23 protein-coding genes and 1 other RNA gene are annotated in these 19,671 nt (G+C 41.6%); 7 read left to right on the plus strand and 17 right to left on the minus strand.

Features of this window, described 5'->3' with window-relative positions:
- The first annotated feature begins 90 nt into the window (after nucleotides 1-90).
- The gene (gene sspA / locus J8L98_RS07015) at nucleotides 91-717 is read left to right on the plus strand and encodes a stringent starvation protein SspA (RefSeq protein WP_119860958.1); all 627 of its coding nucleotides are present in this window, start codon (nucleotides 91-93) and stop codon (nucleotides 715-717) included.
- The gene (locus J8L98_RS07020) at nucleotides 717-1,145 is read left to right on the plus strand and encodes a ClpXP protease specificity-enhancing factor (protein ID WP_210995845.1); all 429 of its coding nucleotides are present in this window, start codon (nucleotides 717-719) and stop codon (nucleotides 1,143-1,145) included. Before sspA ends, J8L98_RS07020 begins: the two co-directional genes overlap by 1 nt.
- An 89-nt stretch (nucleotides 1,146-1,234) precedes the next feature.
- Here J8L98_RS07020 and dolP read toward each other — a convergent pair whose 3' ends face one another.
- From dolP to J8L98_RS07040, 4 genes are read right to left on the minus strand one after another with little or no spacing between them, the layout of a single operon-like run.
- The gene (dolP, locus tag J8L98_RS07025; protein ID WP_192506332.1) at nucleotides 1,235-1,801 is read right to left on the minus strand and encodes a division/outer membrane stress-associated lipid-binding lipoprotein; all 567 of its coding nucleotides are present in this window, start codon (nucleotides 1,799-1,801) and stop codon (nucleotides 1,235-1,237) included.
- Nucleotides 1,802-2,389, minus strand: a complete 588-nt coding sequence (locus J8L98_RS07030; RefSeq protein WP_210995846.1) for an SIS domain-containing protein — start codon at nucleotides 2,387-2,389, stop codon at nucleotides 1,802-1,804.
- Between the two features lies 1 nt (nucleotide 2,390).
- Nucleotides 2,391-2,756, minus strand: coding sequence for a YraN family protein (locus J8L98_RS07035; RefSeq protein WP_210995847.1), 366 nt, complete (start codon nucleotides 2,754-2,756; stop codon nucleotides 2,391-2,393).
- Nucleotides 2,757-2,777: 21 nt separating this feature from the next.
- Entirely contained in the window at nucleotides 2,778-4,667 is a 1,890-nt protein-coding gene (locus J8L98_RS07040) for a penicillin-binding protein activator (protein ID WP_210995848.1), read from the minus strand.
- 62 nt (nucleotides 4,668-4,729) lie between these two features.
- Between J8L98_RS07040 and rsmI the strand changes: the two genes are divergently transcribed.
- Together rsmI and rnpB are read left to right on the plus strand one after the other, a co-directional pair.
- Nucleotides 4,730-5,590, plus strand: coding sequence for a 16S rRNA (cytidine(1402)-2'-O)-methyltransferase (gene rsmI / locus J8L98_RS07045; RefSeq protein ID WP_210995849.1), 861 nt, complete (start codon nucleotides 4,730-4,732; stop codon nucleotides 5,588-5,590).
- Between the two features lie 39 nt (nucleotides 5,591-5,629).
- An RNA gene (rnpB, locus tag J8L98_RS07050) (RNase P RNA component class A) lies at nucleotides 5,630-5,982 on the plus strand.
- Nucleotides 5,983-6,129: 147 nt separating this feature from the next.
- Here rnpB and J8L98_RS07055 read toward each other — a convergent pair.
- The 7 genes from J8L98_RS07055 to J8L98_RS07085 form a co-directional block, all read right to left on the minus strand.
- Complete coding sequence (locus J8L98_RS07055; protein WP_210995989.1) at nucleotides 6,130-7,956, minus strand: DUF885 domain-containing protein; 1,827 nt, start codon at nucleotides 7,954-7,956, stop codon at nucleotides 6,130-6,132.
- An 81-nt stretch (nucleotides 7,957-8,037) separates the two neighbouring features.
- Entirely contained in the window at nucleotides 8,038-9,174 is a 1,137-nt protein-coding gene (gene hemW / locus J8L98_RS07060; RefSeq protein WP_210995850.1) for a radical SAM family heme chaperone HemW, read from the minus strand.
- Nucleotides 9,171-9,764 (minus strand): XTP/dITP diphosphatase, encoded by a 594-nt coding sequence (locus tag J8L98_RS07065; protein WP_210995851.1) that lies wholly within the window; start codon nucleotides 9,762-9,764, stop codon nucleotides 9,171-9,173. The genes hemW and J8L98_RS07065 overlap by 4 nt, the downstream gene beginning before the upstream one ends.
- A 6-nt stretch (nucleotides 9,765-9,770) precedes the next feature.
- Complete coding sequence (locus J8L98_RS07070; RefSeq protein ID WP_210995852.1) at nucleotides 9,771-10,208, minus strand: DUF4426 domain-containing protein; 438 nt, start codon at nucleotides 10,206-10,208, stop codon at nucleotides 9,771-9,773.
- Nucleotides 10,209-10,247: 39 nt separating this feature from the next.
- Nucleotides 10,248-10,781 carry a YggT family protein gene (locus tag J8L98_RS07075; protein ID WP_192506340.1) on the minus strand — a complete coding sequence of 178 codons (534 nt, stop codon included), beginning with the start codon at nucleotides 10,779-10,781 and terminating at the stop codon, nucleotides 10,248-10,250.
- A gap of 9 nt (nucleotides 10,782-10,790) precedes the next feature.
- A complete protein-coding gene (gene proC / locus J8L98_RS07080) occupies nucleotides 10,791-11,612 on the minus strand; it encodes a pyrroline-5-carboxylate reductase (protein ID WP_210995853.1) in 822 nt (273 codons plus the stop codon).
- 13 nt (nucleotides 11,613-11,625) lie between these two features.
- Complete coding sequence (locus J8L98_RS07085) at nucleotides 11,626-12,309, minus strand: YggS family pyridoxal phosphate-dependent enzyme (protein ID WP_210995854.1); 684 nt, start codon at nucleotides 12,307-12,309, stop codon at nucleotides 11,626-11,628.
- Nucleotides 12,310-12,339: 30 nt separating this feature from the next.
- On the opposite strand from J8L98_RS07085, the gene J8L98_RS07090 reads away from it, so the two are divergent.
- The 3 genes from J8L98_RS07090 to J8L98_RS07100 are packed head-to-tail and all read left to right on the plus strand — an operon-like array spanning nucleotide 12,340 to nucleotide 15,381.
- A complete protein-coding gene (locus J8L98_RS07090) occupies nucleotides 12,340-13,386 on the plus strand; it encodes a type IV pilus twitching motility protein PilT (RefSeq protein ID WP_210995855.1) in 1,047 nt (348 codons plus the stop codon).
- 14 nt (nucleotides 13,387-13,400) lie between these two features.
- The gene (locus J8L98_RS07095; RefSeq protein ID WP_192506343.1) at nucleotides 13,401-14,519 is read left to right on the plus strand and encodes a PilT/PilU family type 4a pilus ATPase; all 1,119 of its coding nucleotides are present in this window, start codon (nucleotides 13,401-13,403) and stop codon (nucleotides 14,517-14,519) included.
- Entirely contained in the window at nucleotides 14,497-15,381 is an 885-nt protein-coding gene (locus J8L98_RS07100) for a hypothetical protein (protein ID WP_210995856.1), read from the plus strand. Before J8L98_RS07095 ends, J8L98_RS07100 begins: the two co-directional genes overlap by 23 nt.
- Before the next feature lie 29 nt (nucleotides 15,382-15,410).
- Here the strand turns inward: J8L98_RS07100 and ruvX are convergent, their stop codons facing one another.
- The 6 genes from ruvX to J8L98_RS07130 all read right to left on the minus strand — a co-directional run bounded on the left by ruvX (nucleotide 15,411) and on the right by J8L98_RS07130 (nucleotide 19,642).
- Nucleotides 15,411-15,857 carry a Holliday junction resolvase RuvX gene (gene ruvX, locus J8L98_RS07105; RefSeq protein WP_210995857.1) on the minus strand — a complete coding sequence of 149 codons (447 nt, stop codon included), beginning with the start codon at nucleotides 15,855-15,857 and terminating at the stop codon, nucleotides 15,411-15,413.
- A gap of 5 nt (nucleotides 15,858-15,862) precedes the next feature.
- Entirely contained in the window at nucleotides 15,863-16,420 is a 558-nt protein-coding gene (locus J8L98_RS07110) for a YqgE/AlgH family protein (protein WP_192506346.1), read from the minus strand.
- A 20-nt stretch (nucleotides 16,421-16,440) separates the two neighbouring features.
- Nucleotides 16,441-17,397, minus strand: a complete 957-nt coding sequence (gene gshB, locus J8L98_RS07115) for a glutathione synthase (protein WP_210995858.1) — start codon at nucleotides 17,395-17,397, stop codon at nucleotides 16,441-16,443.
- Between the two features lie 59 nt (nucleotides 17,398-17,456).
- A complete protein-coding gene (gene rsmE, locus J8L98_RS07120) occupies nucleotides 17,457-18,191 on the minus strand; it encodes a 16S rRNA (uracil(1498)-N(3))-methyltransferase (protein WP_192506348.1) in 735 nt (244 codons plus the stop codon).
- Between the two features lie 91 nt (nucleotides 18,192-18,282).
- Nucleotides 18,283-18,714, minus strand: coding sequence for a hypothetical protein (locus J8L98_RS07125; protein ID WP_192506349.1), 432 nt, complete (start codon nucleotides 18,712-18,714; stop codon nucleotides 18,283-18,285).
- Nucleotides 18,715-18,748: 34 nt separating this feature from the next.
- A complete protein-coding gene (locus tag J8L98_RS07130; protein ID WP_192506350.1) occupies nucleotides 18,749-19,642 on the minus strand; it encodes a hypothetical protein in 894 nt (297 codons plus the stop codon).
- Nucleotides 19,643-19,671: the final 29 nt, after the last annotated feature.

Below are 19,671 nucleotides of genomic sequence, written 5' to 3' on the forward strand. Positions count from 1 at the left end.
CAAATCTAAGGTGATTTTGTAATAGGGGCAGTAGCCCCTATTGCTGTTTAAAGTGATTTATTACTTTTGTAATTATTAATGGAGGTAGGCATGGCCGTTGCTGCCAATAAGCGCCCTGTAATGACACTTTTCTCTGGTGCGAACTGTATGTACAGTCACCAAGTACGTATTGTACTTGCAGAGAAAGGCGTAAGTGTTGATATCCACCTAGCAGAAAAGGACAATCTGCCAGAAGCTCTTCATGAGATAAACCCTTATGGCACTGTACCAACTTTAATTGATCGTGAGCTTGGTCTTTACCGTGCAGACATCATCATGGAATATCTTGATGAGCGTTTTCCACACCCTCCACTAATGCCTGTATATCCAGTTATGCGTGGTCGCAGTCGTTTAATGATGCACCGTATTGAAAATGACTGGTATAGCCTAGCAGCAAAAATCTCAGAAGGTGGTTCTGATGCTGCGATTGCACGTAGAGATTTAACTGAAGCGCTATTAGCGGTTGCGGCAATCTTTACTGAAGCACCGTATTTTATGAGTGAAGAGTTTAGCTTAGTTGATTGTTATTTAGCACCGTTACTGTGGCGCTTACCAGAACTGGGTATTGAGCTTAATGGCGCAGGTGCAAAAGAGATGAAAGATTACATGCTACGTTTATTCGAGCGTGATTCGTTCCAGGCATCATTAACTGAAGCAGAACGCGAGATCAGATCATAATGACGCCAAATCGCCCATACTTATTGAGAGCATTTTTCGACTGGATTGTTGATAATGAATGCACCCCTCATTTAGTGGTAAATGCTGATTATCCTGAGGTACAAGTACCAACGCAATTTGTTCAGGATGGGCAAATAGTTTTGAATATCAGTCCTTCAGCAGTTACTGCATTTTCTTTGGATAATGAGCAACTTAGTTTTAATGCGCGATTTGGTGGTCAACCTATGCAGGTCTATGTACCTTTAGGTGCAGTATTGGCTATCTACGCTCGAGAAAATGGTGAAGGTACTGTCTTTACTCAAGATGCATTTGATGATGCTGAGCTTGAAGAGACGCTAGAGCCCGTAGAAAGTGAAGAAACAGTATCGCCTGATCCTGTTGAAAAACCTGAGAAAAAGAAAGGTTCTCATCTAAGAGTGGTCAAATAGCGACTATTTAGTCAGTAAAAAACCCGCATTCAGCGGGTTTTTTTATGCGTACTTTGGTCGTTATTGAATTGGGAAAATTAGGTTCACTATTAGAGGTATTCGAATGCCTTAATAACGCGCTCCACACCACTGATATTTCTGGCAATCTCAACAGCTTGTTCTGCTTCAGCTGGCGCAACTAAGCCCATTAAGAAAACCTCTGAGTTCTCGGTCACAACTTTTATATTGTTACCACTGACATTTTCGTCGGCTAAGAGTCTGGTTTTTACTTTAGAGGTAAGCCATGTATCGTGTGTTTGTGTTGTTAGCCCGATGTTTGTTCCAATTCGTAGTTGATTATGAACGCTACGTATTGCTGGTATCGTTTTTAATGCATTCTCAGCTTCAGCCTGCATTTCAATATTACTCACTTGCCCAACCATAAGTACAATACCATTAACACTGACCAGACTAATATTGGCATGTTTAGATAGGCGGTCAATGCTTTTTATGGCAAGCGTTCCTTTTATTTCGATATTATTGTCATCAATTTGTGTACCAATGGTACGACGATCATTCGCAGCCGACATTGCGCTGGCTGTACCTGCTACAACGGCTGCGGCACAGCCTTGTAAGAGAGTAAGGCTGAGTAATAACGCAATCGGTTTTATACGCATTTAGTGTTCTTCCTGTGGGAATAAGGTGTCATCAATGAGCTGACTTAAGCAGTGTATGGAAAATAAATGGGACTCAACAATACGACTTGGACGCTTACTCGGTACTCTGATTTCAACATCGGTTGGGCCAAGTAGCCCGGTCAGTTCGCCACCATCATCACCAATTAATGCAATGACTTTCATATCTTTAGTTAATGCAGCTTCCGCTGCGCTCACCACACTCTTCTCATTCCCATTTACACCGATGACGAGCAGTAAATCACCTTGTTGGCCAAAGGCTCTTACTTGACGGGCATAATGCTCCATATCATCGTCGGAGCCCGTACTGCCAAGGTGTATGCTGTTCTGCGTTAAGGCAATCGCAGGTAAGCAAGGTCTTTCGGTTTCGTAGAAGTTGACTAATAACCCAGCCATATGAGTGGCCAACATATGGCAACTGGGCACGCCACAACACACCACTTTATTACCATTAATTAAACTTTGCACAATTGTCAGTGCTGCAGCTTCTAGGGAACTGGGGAGTACTTCACCAGCTGCAATTTGTGCTTGAATACTTTCTGTAAAAATCGTTTTAATAGATTCTTGCATATCAAAAAACGCTCTTAATCCATTGTATATTTGGAGGATTCTCACCCTCGATTGCTACAAAGTCTACGCGTACTTGAGTATTATGCAACTGTTGCTCTGTCAAATACTGATAAATACTGCGCTTTAATCTTTGTTGTTTTTTATATGATAAAGCCGATAAAGCTCCACCAAATTGTGTATTTTTGCGATATTTTACTTCAATAAAAACCAAAGTATTGTTATCTCGCATAATTAAATCAATTTCACCATACCGGCAATAATAATTGTTTGTTTCTGGAATCAACCCATGTTGCTGTAAGTATGATTCGGCGAGACGTTCGTAATACGAACCTTTATCTCGTGAGTTGCTAAATAGTCCTTTTAGCATATGTCTTCCTTAACGGTATAATTATTTCTTCAAGATCCTATTTTCAGCTGCGGCACTTTGCATAAATAAAGGTAACGGTGCTTGCTCGTTTAAATTGATTGTGCGGATCTGTTGTTTGTAATACTGAGCCCATTTCAACCTTCTGTGAATAGTATTATTGGATTTAATACTCAATTGCCCAGTTAAACCAATAAACTCTTTACCTGGTATTTTTGCCAGTTGCTTTATTTCACCTATAAGTGCAACGGCATCAAATGCCATTGCAAATAAACGTTGTTCTATATCAGCTTGTTCCGGCCACAGTTGCATATATTGATGTCTCAGCGCTCGGTTATCTGTTGTATTGGGCAACATCCACGGCTGTTCCGTAAAGTATAAGCCTTCTAGATCGCTTTTATCGGTGGTATCGATACGTCGGCTATAGCTACGAGAGCTTGCATATAAAGGGATCTTAGGAGCGAATGTACTGACATTGACGTCTAAATAGGGTTTCAACAGACGTGTCTCTGAAGCGTTCCCAAGTATATAAATCACATCAATGTCTCTACGAGAACGTGTTTCACTTTCTATATCCGTTTTACGATATAAACTTTCAATCGTTTTTATGCGCTGTTTAGAGTTCTCTACTTCTAATAAGTTGGCGATAACTTTGGCCATGTTCTTACTGTCGGTATATAAGCCAACTTCAGGCGCTGCTTCACTGTACAACCGCCATTGTTCGCTAAAGTGTTCCACGAGTCTTTTTCCAGAGCTAGAGTCAGGCGCGAGTAACATGGGTTTTTGGTATTTCTTTGCCAAAAAGTGAACTAAAGCCTGCTCTACTTCATGCTCAGGGTTTAGTGCAAAGTAGTAATGATTTGGGTTTTTCTGGCTCTGTGAACTTTTTGTATTGAGGTGGATTGTGGGTAATACATGCAGTGTGCTGCTATCACTGAGTTTTTCAATATTGCTTTTTAATAGTGGACCAATCACAAAGTCAGCCTGGTTTTGCGCTAACTGTGCTTCTATTTCTGTATTCGTTTGCATTTCATCAATAAAAAAAATTTCGCTATCGGGCCAATTATCACTGGCGGCTAAAAAGCCATTTTTTAATGCGGCACCTAGTCGCTCGCTTGGCCCTGACTGAGGTAAAAGTATCGCCAGCTTTTTAGTTTCATATGGTGACAATAATACCGCTTGTGTGACCTCTTTGGGCAGAATATAGCTAGCAGGGTGGTTGATAAAGCGGCGTTGCCAATTGTTCATCGCTTGGTGAAGTTCAACACCAGTACCGAGGTAAATCTGTTGGTACTTGGCTAGTTTTGTCCAGCCTTGTTGCACAACCGAGCCAGTATCAAAGCGCTCCAACGCGTAGGAAGAAAGCTGTTGCAATGCCCGCCAAGTTTCGTCGTTTAAGCTCGCAAAGGTTAAGTTGTTTTGAAATGCAATATCCGAAGCTTTGAAGTAATGAACCAGTGCTTTTTTGGGCAATTGCTGAGAGGCATATATGCTGCCCATTAAATACTGATGCCAGCCTTGATGCTCGGGAAGTTTGAGTTGCTCTGAAAGGGTTCTTAAAATGGATAATGCATCCGTGTAATTCGCCATTTCTTTACGAGCGAGTGCGATGTACAGCTTATTTTGTACATGGTCGACACTGTTTTTACTTTCCAGCGCTAAACAGGCTTGTTCTAGTGTCTGCCAATCTTGTTCGATGATAGCGGCTTCTCGCGCACTATAGAGTAACTGAATTTTATGAATGCCTTGTTTGGAAATCGCTTTATTGAAAAGGCCAGATGCATTTAGTACATCAGGTATACGTTGTTGTTGATTATCTTCCGTAACTGTCACGTTTGTTGCTTTTTCGGTTGTGCTACAGGCGGATAAGCCTGACAATATACCAATTACAAGACTAATTACTTTCAGTCGCACTATGGACCCTTGATGAAGTTCTCTATTAAGGCCTATCTTACTGATTGAAACTGGAGAGCTCAATGATTAAAGCACACAACACAGATAAAATAGGCACCCTCTACGTGGTTGCAACGCCAATTGGTAATTTAGGCGACATCAGCGAACGCGCTTTAGCAACATTATCTGACGTTGACTTAATCGCGGCTGAAGATACACGCCATACAGGTAAATTACTTAGTCATTTTAATATTAAAGCAAAAACATTTGCGCTACATGACCACAATGAAAAGCAAAAAGCACAGCAGGTGCTTGATTGGCTAAATGAAGGCTTGGATATTGCGTTAGTATCAGATGCAGGCACGCCTCTGATTAGTGACCCTGGTTATTCGGTTGTAAACTTATGTCGAGCACAAGGTGCGAATGTCACACCTGTGCCGGGAGCATGTGCGGCGATAACGGCAGTCAGTTGTTCAGGGCTACCGACAGACAGGTTTCAGTTCGTGGGATTCACACCTGCGAAAAGCCAAGCACGGCAGCAGTTTTTTATCGATGCTTACGAGAGCCACATTACCAGCATCATGTACGAAAGTACGCACCGGATCATGGCCAGTTTAGATGACTTGAAAGCGGCATTGGGTTCGCAGCAACAGGTGGTTTTTGCCAAAGAGCTGACGAAAACCTATGAAACATTTTTCAGTGGCACGGTTACAGACCTGATTGAGTTTTTAACCGAAGAACCGGAAAAGCAACGGGGTGAATTAGTCTTGATGTTACCTGGTAAGCCAAAGCAGCAAGATGAAATTCCAGCCGATGCAAAGCGGATGCTATCGTTACTAGAACCTGAAATGCCATTGAAAAAAGCATGTGGTGTGGTGGCTGAGTACTTTGGTTTAAAAAAGAATGCACTATATAAAGCGGCAATTGCAGAAAAAGAACAGTAAAAGCGTGAGCTTTTCCTCGGTTTACCGTATAATCCGCCGCGAGTCAGCCGGATAATCGCTGCCTGTGACGAAAATGATCAGGGGGAGGAAAGTCCGGGCTCCACAGGGCAGGGTGCCAGCTAACGGCTGGGAGGCGAAAGCCTACGACAAGTGCAGCAGAGAGAAGACCGCCAACTTTCGAGTTGGTAAGGGTGAAAGGGTGCGGTAAGAGCGCACCGGACCACTGGTAACAGTTGGTTGCAAGGTAAACTCCACCCGGAGCAAGACCAAATAGGGTTCCTTATGGCGTGGCCCACGTTGGAACCGGGTAGGTTGCTTGAGCCGAGGAGCGATCCTAGGCCTAGACGAATGATTATCTATTACAGAACCCGGCTTATAGGCTGACTCACTCATTAAGAAAAAAGCTCACACATTAGTGTGAGCTTTTTTTTTATGTCATTTTTAAGCCGGACCAAATAATTTGCACTTGAAAAAATAAAAAGGCTCATTCTAATAATGAGCCTTTATTTAAACTGTTTGTTCAATATGGATGAGTGTGCTTACGCTTTTTTACTCGCAACCCATTCATCAACGAACTTTTCTAATACGTTTAGTGGTAATGGACCACTCTTAAGAACAACATCATGAAATTGGCGGATATCAAACTTTTCACCTAGTTCTTTCTTAGCCGCTTCGCGAAGCTCTACTATCTTTAACATACCAATTTTATATGCCGTTGCTTGCGAAGGCATAACAATATGACGCTCTACCATTTTAACCGCATCAGATTTTGCATTCGGTGTGTTGTTTACATAATAATCAATACCTTCTTGGCGAGTCCACTTCATCGCATGAATACCAGTATCAACAACGAGACGACATGCACGCCATAATTCCATTGCTAGACGACCAAAATCAGAATAAGGGTCTTCATATAATCCCATTTCTTTTGGAACTAACTCTGAATATAGTCCCCAACCTTCAGTGTACGCTGTATAGCGACCGAACTTACGGAACTTAGGGACACCCTCAAGTTCTTGTGCGATGGCAATTTGCATGTGGTGGCCAGGAATACCTTCATGGTAAGCCAATGCTTCCATTTGGTAAGTGGGCATTGCTTCCATGTCATACAGGTTTGCGTAATAAACACCTGGACGAGAGCCATCTGGCGCAGGTTGCTGATAGAAGGCTTTACCCGCTGCTTTTTCTCTAAATGCTTCAACACGTTTAACAGTCATGTCTGCTTTTGGTTTGATAATAAACAGTTCATCAAGACGAGACTTCATGTTATCTATCATCGCAGTTGCATCTTTAAGGTACTTCTCTTTACCTTCTTCGGTGTTCGGTAGGTAAAACTGTTTGTCAGTTTTCATGAACTCCATAAATGCTGCTAAGTCGCCTTTAAAGCCTACTTTTTCTTTTATTTCACGCATTTCGTCATGAATACGTGCAACTTCAGAAAGGCCGATATTATGAATTTCTTTGGCTGTTAAATCAGTTGTTGTGGTACGCGCTAGTGCATTGTTAAAGAATTGCTCACCGTTTGGAAATTTCCATGCACCATCACGGCTATCTGCTTTTTTCTCTAGCTTGGCTAAGTAGTTAATTAGCTTGCTGTAAGCAGGCTTAACCGCCACTTTTAATGCTTGAGTGGCGTCATCGATAAGTGCAGATTTTTCACTCTCTTTAATTTCTAGCTTGGCAACTTTACGTTTAAAGTCAGCTAGCAGAGTTGAGTCATCACCTTTTTCAAAAGGTGCACCAACAATGATGTTTTTACTTGATTCAATGACGTGTGGGAACACAAACTTTGGCGCAATAATGCCTTTATTCATACGAATTTCTAAACCATCAATCAATTGGTCAAAAACCACTGGTACACCATTTAATCGAGCAATGTAATCTTTTGCTTCTTTTACATTACCAATTTGGTGCTGATTGATTAAAAATGCCGGTATCATCGAATGTGTACCAAACATCTGGTTTACTGGGTAGTTATGATGACGCCATTTAAAGTCGGCAATGTCATTTTCTAAACTTTGTTGCATTAAGTCGTAACTAACCTGAGTCGCTTCATCGAGTTTGTTACGGTCAATACTGTTAAGTGTGACAAGATTCTTTTTCGTGATCGCAAGTTCTTTAAGCGTATTTTCTTCAGTATCATCATCCCACTTATCGTAGTCTTGTTTGATCCCCATATATGTTTGGTATATGGGGCTGCGCATTACACTGCTTGTGAATACTTCTTCGAAAAACTCATTGGCTTTGGTGATTTCACTCTGTTCAACTTGAACTTGTGGTGCAGGAGCAGGTTTATCAGCTGTTTGCTGACAACCACCTAATAAAGCTACGCTAATTGCAGCAGCAATAAAGGTCAGTTTACGCATCATTATACCCTTTTTTATTTATGTGCCATATGGCGGTAATTTGTCATTTAGTATTGGTTCATTGGCGGGTAAGTCGCCAACCTAGACAAATAATTCTAGCAGGTCATTTAAATATCTGTGGCCCTTATTTGTAACCAACCATGACAAATCGTTATCTGAAAGTAGTCCTTGGGCCAATGCTTGCTCTATCGGAGCATGTACATCAGCTAATGAAAGCCCAGTAAAATCAATAAATGCTTGTTTATCACAAGGGGCTTGTAATCGAAAGCAATTCATAAAAAATTCAAATGCTCGATCGGATTTATCGACTTGCCAACTTTTATATACGTAGGGTTTAGATAAGTCCATATACCCGCGAGGGTGTTTTACTTTTTCAGTTCGTAAAATATGGTTTTTTTCAGGCTGTGTAATTTTGCCATGAGCACCACAACCAATACCAAGATAATCGCCGAACTGCCAATAATTGAGGTTATGGCGACACTGAAACTGGGGTTTAGCATATCCCGATATTTCGTAGTGTTGATACCCAGCCTCAGCTAACATAGCTTGGCCTTGCTCTTGTATATCCCAAAGCGTTTCATCTTCAGGAAGGGTTGGGGGCTTTGAGGCAAATTGCGTGTTGGGCTCAATCGTTAATTGATACCAAGATATATGAGGTGGCTCAAGCTCTATTACACGCTTTAAATCGCTGAGTGCGTCATCAATGTTTTGCCCTGGTAGGCCATGCATCAAGTCCATATTAAATGATCGGAGGCCGGCAGATTGAGCTTCATAAGCTGCGTTAATGGCTTCTTGTTCCCCATGGATCCTACCAAGCGCTTTTAGTTTATCTGTTTGTAAGCTTTGTACGCCAATAGAGATACGATTAATGCCTGCGTCGGCATACCGCTTAAAGCGGTCGGTTTCTACCGTTCCTGGGTTAGCCTCTAAAGTAATTTCAATACCATCCTCAAATCCAATTAAGCGCTCCACTTCAGAAAGTAGTCGGACATAGGCGTCTGCTGATAATAAACTTGGTGTGCCGCCACCAATAAATATACTGTGGAGCTTTCTACCTTGCACGAGTGACAAATCCGCTTTTAGGTCGTCAATAAGGTGTTGGACATACTCTTTTTCGGGAATGGTGCCTTTTTTACTATGGCTGTTGAAGTCGCAATAAGGACACTTTTGCACGCACCAAGGTACGTGCACATATAAACTTAACGGAGGTAACTTCACATAATCGCCTTAAACTGCGCAAGTAGCATCTGCAATGCTTGACCACGATGGCTAATTGCATTTTTTTGCTCCTTCGTTAATTGCGCTGATGTACATCCTTCACTTGGTACATAAAATACGGGATCGTATCCAAACCCTTCACGGCCTTGTTGTGTTAGGGTAATTTCCCCTTCCCAACTGGCTTGGCAGATGATTGGCGTTGGGTCGTGTTCGTGGCGCATGTAAACCAGTACACACCAAAAACGTGCGGTTCTTTGCTCTATATTGGTTAATTCTAGCAGTAATTTATTGATATTGTCTTGATCGCTTGCATCGGGTCCTGCAAAGCGTGCTGAGTAAACGCCAGGCGCGCCTTTTAGCGCATCGACTTCAATGCCTGAGTCATCGGCTATTGCCGGTAGACCAGTTATTTTTGCAGCATGACGCGCTTTAATTATGGCATTCTCTACGAAAGTGGTCCCTGTTTCGGCAATTTCACCGACGTTAAATTGACTTTGGGGTAACACGTCAATATGGAGTGAGGCGAGCATTGCAGCGAGTTCTTTTACTTTGCCTTGATTACCCGTTGCGAGAACAACTTGTTGACTCATATTTAATTAATCCACATAAAATTTTTGTTGGAAGCTTAATACTTGATGGTTATTCCCTTGCGAAATATTGACTTTAAAGCGATAAACCTCTTCATTTCGAAAATCGACTTGGGCAAGGTAGTATATAGCATCGCCGTCTACTACCTCCTTAAATTCCAAGATTTGTTTACTGCCAAGCAAGTTGCGAGCTTCGCCTGTTAAATTTGCTTTTAACGCGGGGTTGCCCTGTTTCTTTGCTAATACTGAAATATTAATTATGCCTTTGTAATTACTGCGTTCAAGGCCATAGGCTTTGGCAATATTGGGCTGAATAAACGTTGATGGAAATGCGATGTAATGCACTTGCCATGGGCCTAAGTTTTTAAATTGCCCCCCTTGTGTTGAATTTGCATAACAAGATAAGCTAAAAGCTAAGGTAACGAGTAATAGAAATAATTTTTTCACTGGTCTTCCTGAAGGGCACTAATCAGTGCCCAAATTAAATTAGCGCAACAAATCGGTTACTAAAATTTGTAAAAACTGCATACCAATAATAAGAACTAGAATCGATAAGTCTAAGCCACCTAGCGGGGGAATGACTTTACGGATAGGGCGCAACATAGGTTCTGTAAGTTGTTCAAAAACAGCGGCAGTTGGATTATAACCTTGTGAAACCCAACTCAAAACAGCACGAATTATCAGGATCCAAAATACTAAGCTGAAAGCTTCTTTAAACACTGTCATAACGCCCGATATGGCCGCGCCTATGCCATTCCAACCGCCATAAAATAGCACCATTAATAGGGATACTTTGGCAAAACCAATTAAAAAAGCTAAGACTAAAGATGCTAAATCTAACCCGCCAGCGCCAGGAATTATCTTACGCAGGGGGTTAACCGCAAACGAGGTTGCTTTTACAACGGTTTGACTTAATGGATTATAAAAATCAGCCTTCGCTAGTTGTAGCCAAAATCTCAACAAAACCACCATGAGAAAAAGATCAAAAATGATCCCGATTAAAAATTGCATTGCGTTCATAGTAAACCCTTATAATTCTTGTTCCATTTGTTGAGCACGTGTGATGCACGAGTCCATAGCATCAGCAACAGTTGTATGTAAGTTACATGATTTTAAGTGTTCAACTGCAGCATGAGTGGTTCCCCCTTTTGATGTGACATTCGCACGCAACTGGGAAATACTTATCTCTGGCTGAGACACAGCCATTTGTGCAGCCCCAAGAGCTGTTTGTTGCACAAGAGCACGCGCTTGCTCAGCACTGAACCCCAATGCTCGCGCTTTTTCTTCTATCGCTTCCATAAACAGGAAAAAATAAGCGGGAGAAGATCCCGTCACCGCAATAATATCATTTATTTGTGATTCTGTTTCTACCCAGGTTGCAATACCGGTGCTTGAAAATACTTGCTCTATAAATGTGTGCTCATCACTGGTGAGTCCTTGGGCGAATAACCCAGATACGCCTAAGCCGAGTAAACTTGGTGTATTTGGCATACAGCGAACCATTTTAACCGGCTGGCCGAGCATCTCTTGCAATCTAGCAACGGTGATACCAGCAGCAACGGATACAAATAGTTTAGTGCTTAAATCGATGTCTGCAGTTTGCAGCGTTTCGCAAAGCTGCGCCATCATCTGAGGTTTGACTGACAATACAATGACATCAGCATCTTGTAGTGCTGCTATATTGTCTGTGGTTGTTTTTACCTTAAAATCTGCAGCGACTTTGGCTAGCTTCTCTTCATTACGGTTGGTCGCGATAATACTTTGCGGTGCAAAGCCGCTTTGAATCATGCCGCCAATTATCGCGTAGCTCATGTTACCAGTACCGATAAATGCAATTTTTTTGTTGGACATTGCCTTGCTTACCTTATTGTCTTTTTCCAAATATGTCAGTGCCAATGCGTACCATGGTGGTGCCAGCAGTGATTGCCGATTCCAAGTCGCCACTCATACCCATTGATAAAGTATCTACTTGAGGATATTGGTCCTTTAGTCTATCAAAGCAAGCACGCATTTGCTGGAAATATTCTAATTGTTTGGCTTTATCTGGGGTATTTTTGGTAATCGTCATTAATCCGCGTAAGTTTAACTGTCTGCTGTTATTGATAAGCGCTGCTAAGGGCTCTATTTCGTTGATAGTACAGCCGGATTTATTGTCATCATGACTGATATTCACTTGGATCAGAATGTTAAGTGGCATTAGGTTATTGGGGCGTTGCTCATTGAGTCGCCTTGCAAGTTTCTCCCGGTCAACACTTTGCACCCAACTAAAATTCTCTGCCACTAAGCGAGATTTATTTGATTGAATCGGACCGATAAAGTGCCACTCAATGTCACGATGATGCTTCAATGCATGAACTTTTTCTACGGCTTCTTGCACGTATGATTCGCCAAACTGACGATGACCTGCAAAATACGCATTTTCGATCATTTCTAAGGGTTTGGTCTTAGATACTGCTAATATTGTCACAGGGTGATCAAGTTGACAGTTTTGCTGGGCTATTTCGACCCGAGAATAGGCGGACGTGAGTCGTTCTGCTATTGTAACCATATTAATTATCAGCTCGTTGTGGAGTCATACATGGATATTACTGAATTATTGGCCTTTAGTGTTCAACATAAAGCCTCGGATTTACATTTATCATCAGGCGTTTCGCCAATGATAAGAGTTGATGGCGATGTTCGCCGAGTCAACATTCCTACCTTAGAGGCCAAAGATGTTAACTCGCTAGTTTATGATATTATGAATGATAATCAACGCAAAGACTATGAGCAAAATCTTGAAGTTGACTTTTCTTTTGAGGTTCCTAATTTAGCACGTTTTCGTGTGAATGCGTTTAACACCAGTCGTGGTCCTGCAGCGGTATTTCGTACCATCCCAGCAAAAGTGCTAACACTTGATGAGTTAGGCGCGCCTGATATTTTTAGAGATATAGCTGAAAATCCAAGGGGGTTAGTATTGGTTACAGGACCTACAGGGTCAGGTAAATCTACGACGTTGGCCGCCATGGTTGATTACATAAATGCGATTAAACACCATCATATTTTAACGATTGAAGATCCAATCGAATTTGTTCACCAAAATCAATTGAGTTTGATCAATCAACGAGAAGTTCATAGAGATACGCACAGTTTCAATGCGGCACTGCGCAGCGCTTTACGCGAGGATCCAGATGTGATCTTAGTGGGTGAGTTGAGGGATTTAGAAACAATTCGTTTAGCCATGACTGCTGCTGAAACTGGCCACTTGGTTTTTGGTACACTCCACACCACTTCAGCGCCAAAAACCATTGACCGTATCGTCGATGTATTTCCTGGTGAAGAAAAAGATATGGTGCGATCTATGCTGTCTGAATCATTACAAGCGGTGATATCACAAACTTTGGTTAAAAAAGTGGGGGGAGGGCGTGTAGCCGCTCATGAGATCATGTTAGGTATTCCTGCAATTCGTAACTTGATCCGTGAGGACAAAATTGCGCAGATGTATTCGGCGATTCAAACCGGCGCAGTTCATGGTATGCAAACAATGGATCAATGCTTAACGAATTTGATTAATCGGGGCCTGATCACGCAACAAGATGCGCAGCAAAAAGCACAAGATAAAAAACAATTTGGAACAGGATATTAAGAGGTTAATCCATAATGTTAAGTAACTATTTGCAAATGATGGTAGAGCAACAAGCCTCTGATTTATTTGTTTCCAGCGGTTTGGCTGTGAGTGCTAAAGTAGATGGAGAACTCAGGGCATTTGATGATCAAGTACTAGATGCAGAAACATCACTTTCGCTAGTTGAATCAGCAATGAGCGAGAAACAAAAAGTACAATTTCATACTGAAAAAGAATGCAACTTTGCAATTGCAACTGAACAGGGGCGCTTTCGTGTTTCTGCATTTTGGCAACGAGATTGTGCGGGCATGGTATTACGGCGTATTGTCACACAAATTCCAGATGTAAATGACTTAGGCTTACCTTCAACACTGACCGATGTGATCATGGCAAAGCGAGGATTATTACTGTTTGTTGGTGGAACTGGCACAGGTAAATCAACGTCATTAGCGGCATTAATTGGGTATCGAAATCGTAATCAGCGTGGACATATTCTAACCATTGAAGATCCAATTGAGTTTGTTCATGAACACGCTAAAAGCATTATAACGCAAAGAGAAGTTGGTCTAGATACTGAAAGCTTTGAGGCGGCGCTAAAAAGCTCTTTGCGCCAAGCTCCAGACGTTATTTTGATAGGGGAAATTCGCTCACAGGAAACCATGGAGTATGCGTTAAGCTTTGCTGAAACTGGGCATTTATGTGTCGCTACCTTGCATGCGAATAATGCAAACCAAGCAATAGATCGAATCATGCACTTGGTTCCAAAAGAGAAACACGACAAATTAAAGTATGATTTAGCCCTGAATTTACGTGCGATTGTGGCGCAGCAACTGGTACCTTCGTCAAAAGGGGATGGGCGAGAAGCAGCTATTGAAGTGTTACTTAATTCGCCTTTGGTGGCTGAATTGATCAAAAAGGGGGATATTGGGGGTATTAAAGAAGCAATGAGCAAATCGCGTGATATTGGTATGCAAACCTTTGATCAGGCTTTGTTTGAGCTGTACAAGCAGCAACGCGTTAATTACGCTGATGCGCTTCATCATGCGGATTCACCGAATGATTTACGTTTGATGATTAAGTTACAAAATAATGAACAGCAAGGCGCAGGATTTTTGCAAGGTGTGACAGTAGATGGCTTGGATACAAAAAGCTAGCTATACGTTTATACTCGTCCTATTGTCACTATTTCCTAATGCATATGGTAATAGTGACAAGCATGTGCAAATGTATATTCGAGACGATGTATATAATGACTATGTGCGTTTTTTAGATGGTCGATCCCCTTTAGAAATTACCGATTTTCGAGGGGGGTATATTCGCCGAGATGTGGTTGACATGATTTTGGTTCAACAGGCACTACTACTCGGTGGTTTCAATAAATCATTTATATACCAGACCGGCAATGTAAATTTCAGAAATACTTCTTTGCTACGTCAAGGTAAATTATTACTGAGTTTTGATAGTTATTGGTTGGCGGATGCACAGGCCGAAAAAAAAGATGTGTTTATAAGCGATGCGGTCATTGAAGAAGGCGAGTATTTTGCAGGGATTTATTATGCGCCCAATAATGCATCAGTAGAGAAAATAGAACAAATCAACGATCTAAAAGACCTTTCGGCGGTCAGTACACCACGTTGGCGCACGGATTGGCAAACATTGAGCTTATTACCACTTCAGCGCTTAGCCGTCGAGCATGAGTGGGTAGCACAGGCGCATATGGTCAGCAGAAAATGGGTAGACTTCATGTTGATGCCGCTGATGCCGAGTAAGGGCAATGAATATAAGTTAGAGGGTATCCATTTAATTGCACATAAAAAATGGATTGTCCTGTTGCTAGGAAGCCGTCACTTTGTGGTCTCTCGCCATCATGTTGACGGAGAGCGGGCATTTAAGGCATTACAAATAGGACTCGCACTTTTAAGGCAGCAAGGAGCAATAAAAAAAGCCTACTTACAAGCAGGCTTTACTCCAGATCTGACGAAATTTAAAATTTTAAACGCCTCAGAAGTTCAATGAGTGAGACGCGTTTATGGTTACCGCTTTATTTACTGCCATACACTTTCAAAGTAACTCTCTAAAATAATAACAGCAGACATACCATCGACATTACCTTTACCAAGGTTTTTATAACCACCTTGTTCAAATAACCGGGCTTTGGCATCTGCGGTGGTTAATCGCTCATCTTGAGTTTCGACGGCAATTTTGAAATGATTGTTTAAGCGATTCCCAAATTTTTTCGCTGCAAACGTCACATGTTGGTTGGTACCATCCATATTGAGAGGTAGACCTACGACTAATAAATCAGGTCTCCATTGTTCTATATGTTTGGCAATGTCATCCCAATTAGGGATCCCATCACGTGCTTTTACAGCGCCAATACTGCTAGCAGTCCCCGTTACTTCTTGTCCAATAGCAATGCCAATACTGGTCGTGCCAAAGTCAAAACCCATAATTGTACGCTGACCTTGCGGTGTTGATTCTTTTTTTGTCATGTTTATTAAGCATGCCCGGCTTGCGAACTGAGTTGCGCAATATCAATACCAAGCATTTGAACTGCTTTTTCCCATCTTTTTTCTGGTGGTGTGTTAAAAATAATACCTGATTCTGCTTCAATCACTAACCAAGAGTTTTCGAGTAATTCAAGCTCCAGCTGCCCCCTTTCCCAACCTGCATAGCCTAAAGTAATTAAAAAAGAATCAGGACAATTATGTGATGTGAGAGAGGCAAGTACATCTTTCGATGTGGTGATCATGATATCTGAACTAAGCTCTTGGCTAGACGCGTATCCAGGGGTGGGTGTATGCAATACAAAACCTCTGTCAGTATGGACGGGTCCGCCAGCAAACACTTGTTGATCTGCTGCTGAATTAGATTTGTCATTATCAATTTCAATTTTATCAAGCAACTCGCCAACGGTAACATCAATAGGGTGATTGACGACTAAGCCCATCGCCCCCTCTTCATTGTGTTCACAAATATAAGTGACGGTTTGTTTGAAAAAAGGGTCTTGTAAGTTTGGCATTGCGATTAAAAAATGATTTTCTAATGATTGCATAAGCTGACCCTCTAAGTATTTTAATGAGTATGGTTTAGTTTTCGTTCAATCGCATCAAAAAGCTTGTCCATAATTGATATATCGTATGCAGCTTCAATTTCTTTAACACAGGTAGGTGCTGTGACGTTAATTTCTGTCAATTTGTCGCCGATAATATCTAACCCTACAAAAATAAGCCCTTTTTCTTTAAGGGTTGGTGCAACAGCCTCGGCAATTTTTTTATCATCATCGTTAATTGGGCGAGCTTCTCCACGGCCTCCTGCGGCTAAATTACCACGAGTCTCACCGCCTTGTGGGATACGAGCTAGGCAATATGGCATGACTTCGCCATCAACCACGAGGACGCGTTTATCACCTTGTTTGATGGCTGGAATATATTGTTGAGCCATGGCAAAGCGGCTACCATGCTCCGTTAATGTTTCACAAATAACACCAATGTTAGGGTCGTCATGCTTAACTCTAAAAATAGACGCCCCACCCATACCGTCAAGTGGTTTTAGAATGATATCTTGATGTTTGTCTAAAAACGTTCTAATTTGCGCTTGTGAGCGCGTCACAAGCGTATCCGGCGTGTGCTCGCTAAACCAAGCTGTGAATAGCTTTTCATTAGCATCGCGCAGGCTTTGTGGTTTATTGACAACTAATGTGCCCGCTTCTTCAGCACGTTCGAGCATGTAAGTAGCGTATATATATTCAGTATCAAATGGCGGATCTTTACGCATCAGAATAACGTCTAAATCACTGAGCGAAATATCTTGTTTCTCTTCTAGTTGGTACCAGTTTTTTGCGTCATCAAATACAGTGGCTTTAGCTGCGGTAGCCATAGCATTACCTTGATATAAATAAAGATCATCCATTTCCATATAAAAGAGCTCGTAACCACGAGATTGCGCCGCCATCATCATGGCAAAACCAGTGTCTTTTTTAATGTTGAAACCACTAATTGGATCCGAGATGATCCCTAATTTTTTTGCCATGTTGATACCTATATTAGCTTAGAATTATTTTATTCTGATATGGGGGTCGTTAGTCAGAATTAAAGAGCTAAATCACCAAATTGTAATTGCAGTGCACTAAGCACAGTAAGTGCCGCCGTTTCAGTGCGCAGTACTCTTGGTCCTAAACGAACATCAATAAACCCTTGTTCAGACGTTGTTGTCATTTCTTGATCAGTGAACCCGCCTTCTGGACCGACAATAAAGCGGATCCCAGAGCGGGGTTCTGGCAATGTTTTTATACTGTGTTGTGCTCTTGGGTGTAAGGTTAATTTAAGAGCATCGCATGGTTGAGATAACCAGTCATTGATATCAACAGGAGGATGGATGGTGGTAATGGTGTTTCGACCTGATTGTTCCGCAGCGGCAATGGCTATTTTTTGCCATTGAAGGTGTTTTTTTTGTAATCGTTCACCAGATAACTTGACCCCACAACGGGAAGTAAACAAAGGGGTAATTTCTGTTATACCCAGTTCCACCGCTTTTTGAATGGTAAAATCCATTTTATCACCGCGGGAGATCCCTTGGCCCAAGTGAATTTTTACTGGCGACTCACAGTCACGATCATTGAACTCAATTGGCGTCACAATCACTTTCTTTTTACTAATTTCTGTTATTTCAGATAAATATTCACCACCAAGGTTATTAAACAAAGACACATGCTCACCAACTTGCATACGCAACACTCTCGCGATATGACCTGCTGCGTCATCATCAAGTGAAATAGGGGTGTTTAATTCAAAATTAGAGGGTTGAAAGATGTGTGGAACGCGCATAGTAGTCCTGTAATAACGGGGGAATAGAGCAATACTAAGCGTTAGTGACGCGATCGTCTAGTTATTCTCTGTTAGGAATAAGCGGCATTGGTTAAGTAATGTCTTCACTCTCGCTAAATTGACAAGATAAGTGATTATTGTGGCTATTTGATGATATTAACTGGTATTGATATCCATCAGTAAGCTGTTCAACTAAATATCGTTTAGGATGCAACGAATCTAGGATAAAAAGCTGTGCTTCATTGGCAAGCTTATAATCTAAAGATGAAATGAGCACACCTTGGATTTTATGGTGGTCATGTAAATAGGTCGCCAGTTCAGAGACGCTAATTTCGTTGGCAAAGTCGCAATAGCAATAATCGCTTATCAAGTTATCAAACATCATTTTAACTAAGTGGCGAGTATTATCGCCCGCAACAATGAGGTTCTCAGCTTGATCGTTTGCTTTGAGATGCTCTGCAAGCTCTCGGCTAAATTCTGAATTACTATCTACCAACAAAAAATTGTCGAGGTTAATGGGCATAAATCCACCTTGTGAAGTCTTATCCAATTGCAGACTACACAGAAAACATATTTATAAGTAAATAGCCTATTGCGGCGAAAACAGCAAACTCTAAACAAGCAACACCGATATTATCTTGGTGGTCAACTTCAAGTCCAATGTCAACTTTTGGTAACGAAAGTTGGAGCAAAATAGTGCTTGCTACATAAAGTAGCACCCACATTGCACCACAGTGTAAAACGACGGAAAAGAGGTTTTCAACCACAGTAGCGCCATGGTAAGGCGCACTGTGTAGGCCTGCATATATGGCTAATGCGAGTCCAATAGTTTTGCCAGCGTAGCGTATTCCAATGGAAGTATTTGCTAAATTAAAGTTTTGTTGTAAAGACGCCCCTTGGTTAACTTTCGCAAATCGACTTTCGCGTAACTTACTGTCTAAAGCAAAAATACCTTGCAGTAAAATAAAACCAAGTGTGACCACCAGTAAATCACTGATGCCACGTGGGTGCACCCAGTGATATAACGCCAAAACCAAAATACAATTAGCGATCAGCATGCCTGAGTCTACTAAAGCGGCACAAATATTTTGCTTTAAAATGGCTTGTTCTTCGTTGAACTTATATAAAATCCATTTCCGGTGGATATATTGACCCGCAGAAATGTACGCCAAAATAAGTATCAACAATACCGCAGCCCGCAGTGGTTGCTTTTGCGCAGCGGCCATACTGATATCATCAAATAGATAGGCAATACTAATGCAGATAACTGCAATTTGGCAGGCGTAATTAATACCTAACGCAAAATTGTCTCTTTTTGCCACTTCTTCATGCAGTATTTGCTTTGCTTTATATTGAATGATTAAACGCAGTGCAGTAACCACCAAGCAAATAATTAAAAAACTACTAATAATCGCAAAAAAATTGATATTGGCGAGAGACAAATAACTCATGGGCAGTGTACTTTTGGTTACGAATATTA

This window comes from Pseudoalteromonas sp. MMG013, from assembly GCF_018100885.1.
Taxonomy (GTDB): Bacteria; Pseudomonadota; Gammaproteobacteria; order Enterobacterales; family Alteromonadaceae; genus Pseudoalteromonas; species Pseudoalteromonas aurantia.

What these genes read in the sequence shown, in the direction of transcription:
- J8L98_RS07020 (WP_210995845.1), top strand. Translation starts at nt 717, where the DNA reads ATGACGCCAAATCGCCCATACTTATTGAGAGCATTTTTCGACTGGATT.
- dolP (WP_192506332.1), bottom strand. Translation starts at nt 1,801, where the DNA reads ATGCGTATAAAACCGATTGCGTTATTACTCAGCCTTACTCTCTTACAA.
- ruvX (WP_210995857.1), bottom strand. Translation starts at nt 15,857, where the DNA reads ATGACAAAAAAAGAATCAACACCGCAAGGTCAGCGTACAATTATGGGT.
- J8L98_RS07030 (WP_210995846.1), bottom strand. Translation starts at nt 2,389, where the DNA reads ATGCAAGAATCTATTAAAACGATTTTTACAGAAAGTATTCAAGCACAA.
- sspA (WP_119860958.1), top strand. Translation starts at nt 91, where the DNA reads ATGGCCGTTGCTGCCAATAAGCGCCCTGTAATGACACTTTTCTCTGGT.
- J8L98_RS07110 (WP_192506346.1), bottom strand. Translation starts at nt 16,420, where the DNA reads ATGCAATCATTAGAAAATCATTTTTTAATCGCAATGCCAAACTTACAA.
- J8L98_RS07085 (WP_210995854.1), bottom strand. Translation starts at nt 12,309, where the DNA reads ATGGTTACAATAGCAGAACGACTCACGTCCGCCTATTCTCGGGTCGAA.
- J8L98_RS07035 (WP_210995847.1), bottom strand. Translation starts at nt 2,756, where the DNA reads ATGCTAAAAGGACTATTTAGCAACTCACGAGATAAAGGTTCGTATTAC.
- J8L98_RS07125 (WP_192506349.1), bottom strand. Translation starts at nt 18,714, where the DNA reads ATGCCCATTAACCTCGACAATTTTTTGTTGGTAGATAGTAATTCAGAA.
- J8L98_RS07090 (WP_210995855.1), top strand. Translation starts at nt 12,340, where the DNA reads ATGGATATTACTGAATTATTGGCCTTTAGTGTTCAACATAAAGCCTCG.
- J8L98_RS07100 (WP_210995856.1), top strand. Translation starts at nt 14,497, where the DNA reads ATGGCTTGGATACAAAAAGCTAGCTATACGTTTATACTCGTCCTATTG.
- rsmE (WP_192506348.1), bottom strand. Translation starts at nt 18,191, where the DNA reads ATGCGCGTTCCACACATCTTTCAACCCTCTAATTTTGAATTAAACACC.
- proC (WP_210995853.1), bottom strand. Translation starts at nt 11,612, where the DNA reads ATGTCCAACAAAAAAATTGCATTTATCGGTACTGGTAACATGAGCTAC.
- J8L98_RS07130 (WP_192506350.1), bottom strand. Translation starts at nt 19,642, where the DNA reads ATGAGTTATTTGTCTCTCGCCAATATCAATTTTTTTGCGATTATTAGT.
- rsmI (WP_210995849.1), top strand. Translation starts at nt 4,730, where the DNA reads ATGATTAAAGCACACAACACAGATAAAATAGGCACCCTCTACGTGGTT.
- J8L98_RS07095 (WP_192506343.1), top strand. Translation starts at nt 13,401, where the DNA reads ATGTTAAGTAACTATTTGCAAATGATGGTAGAGCAACAAGCCTCTGAT.
- gshB (WP_210995858.1), bottom strand. Translation starts at nt 17,397, where the DNA reads ATGGCAAAAAAATTAGGGATCATCTCGGATCCAATTAGTGGTTTCAAC.
- J8L98_RS07065 (WP_210995851.1), bottom strand. Translation starts at nt 9,764, where the DNA reads ATGAGTCAACAAGTTGTTCTCGCAACGGGTAATCAAGGCAAAGTAAAA.
- J8L98_RS07075 (WP_192506340.1), bottom strand. Translation starts at nt 10,781, where the DNA reads ATGAACGCAATGCAATTTTTAATCGGGATCATTTTTGATCTTTTTCTC.
- J8L98_RS07055 (WP_210995989.1), bottom strand. Translation starts at nt 7,956, where the DNA reads ATGCGTAAACTGACCTTTATTGCTGCTGCAATTAGCGTAGCTTTATTA.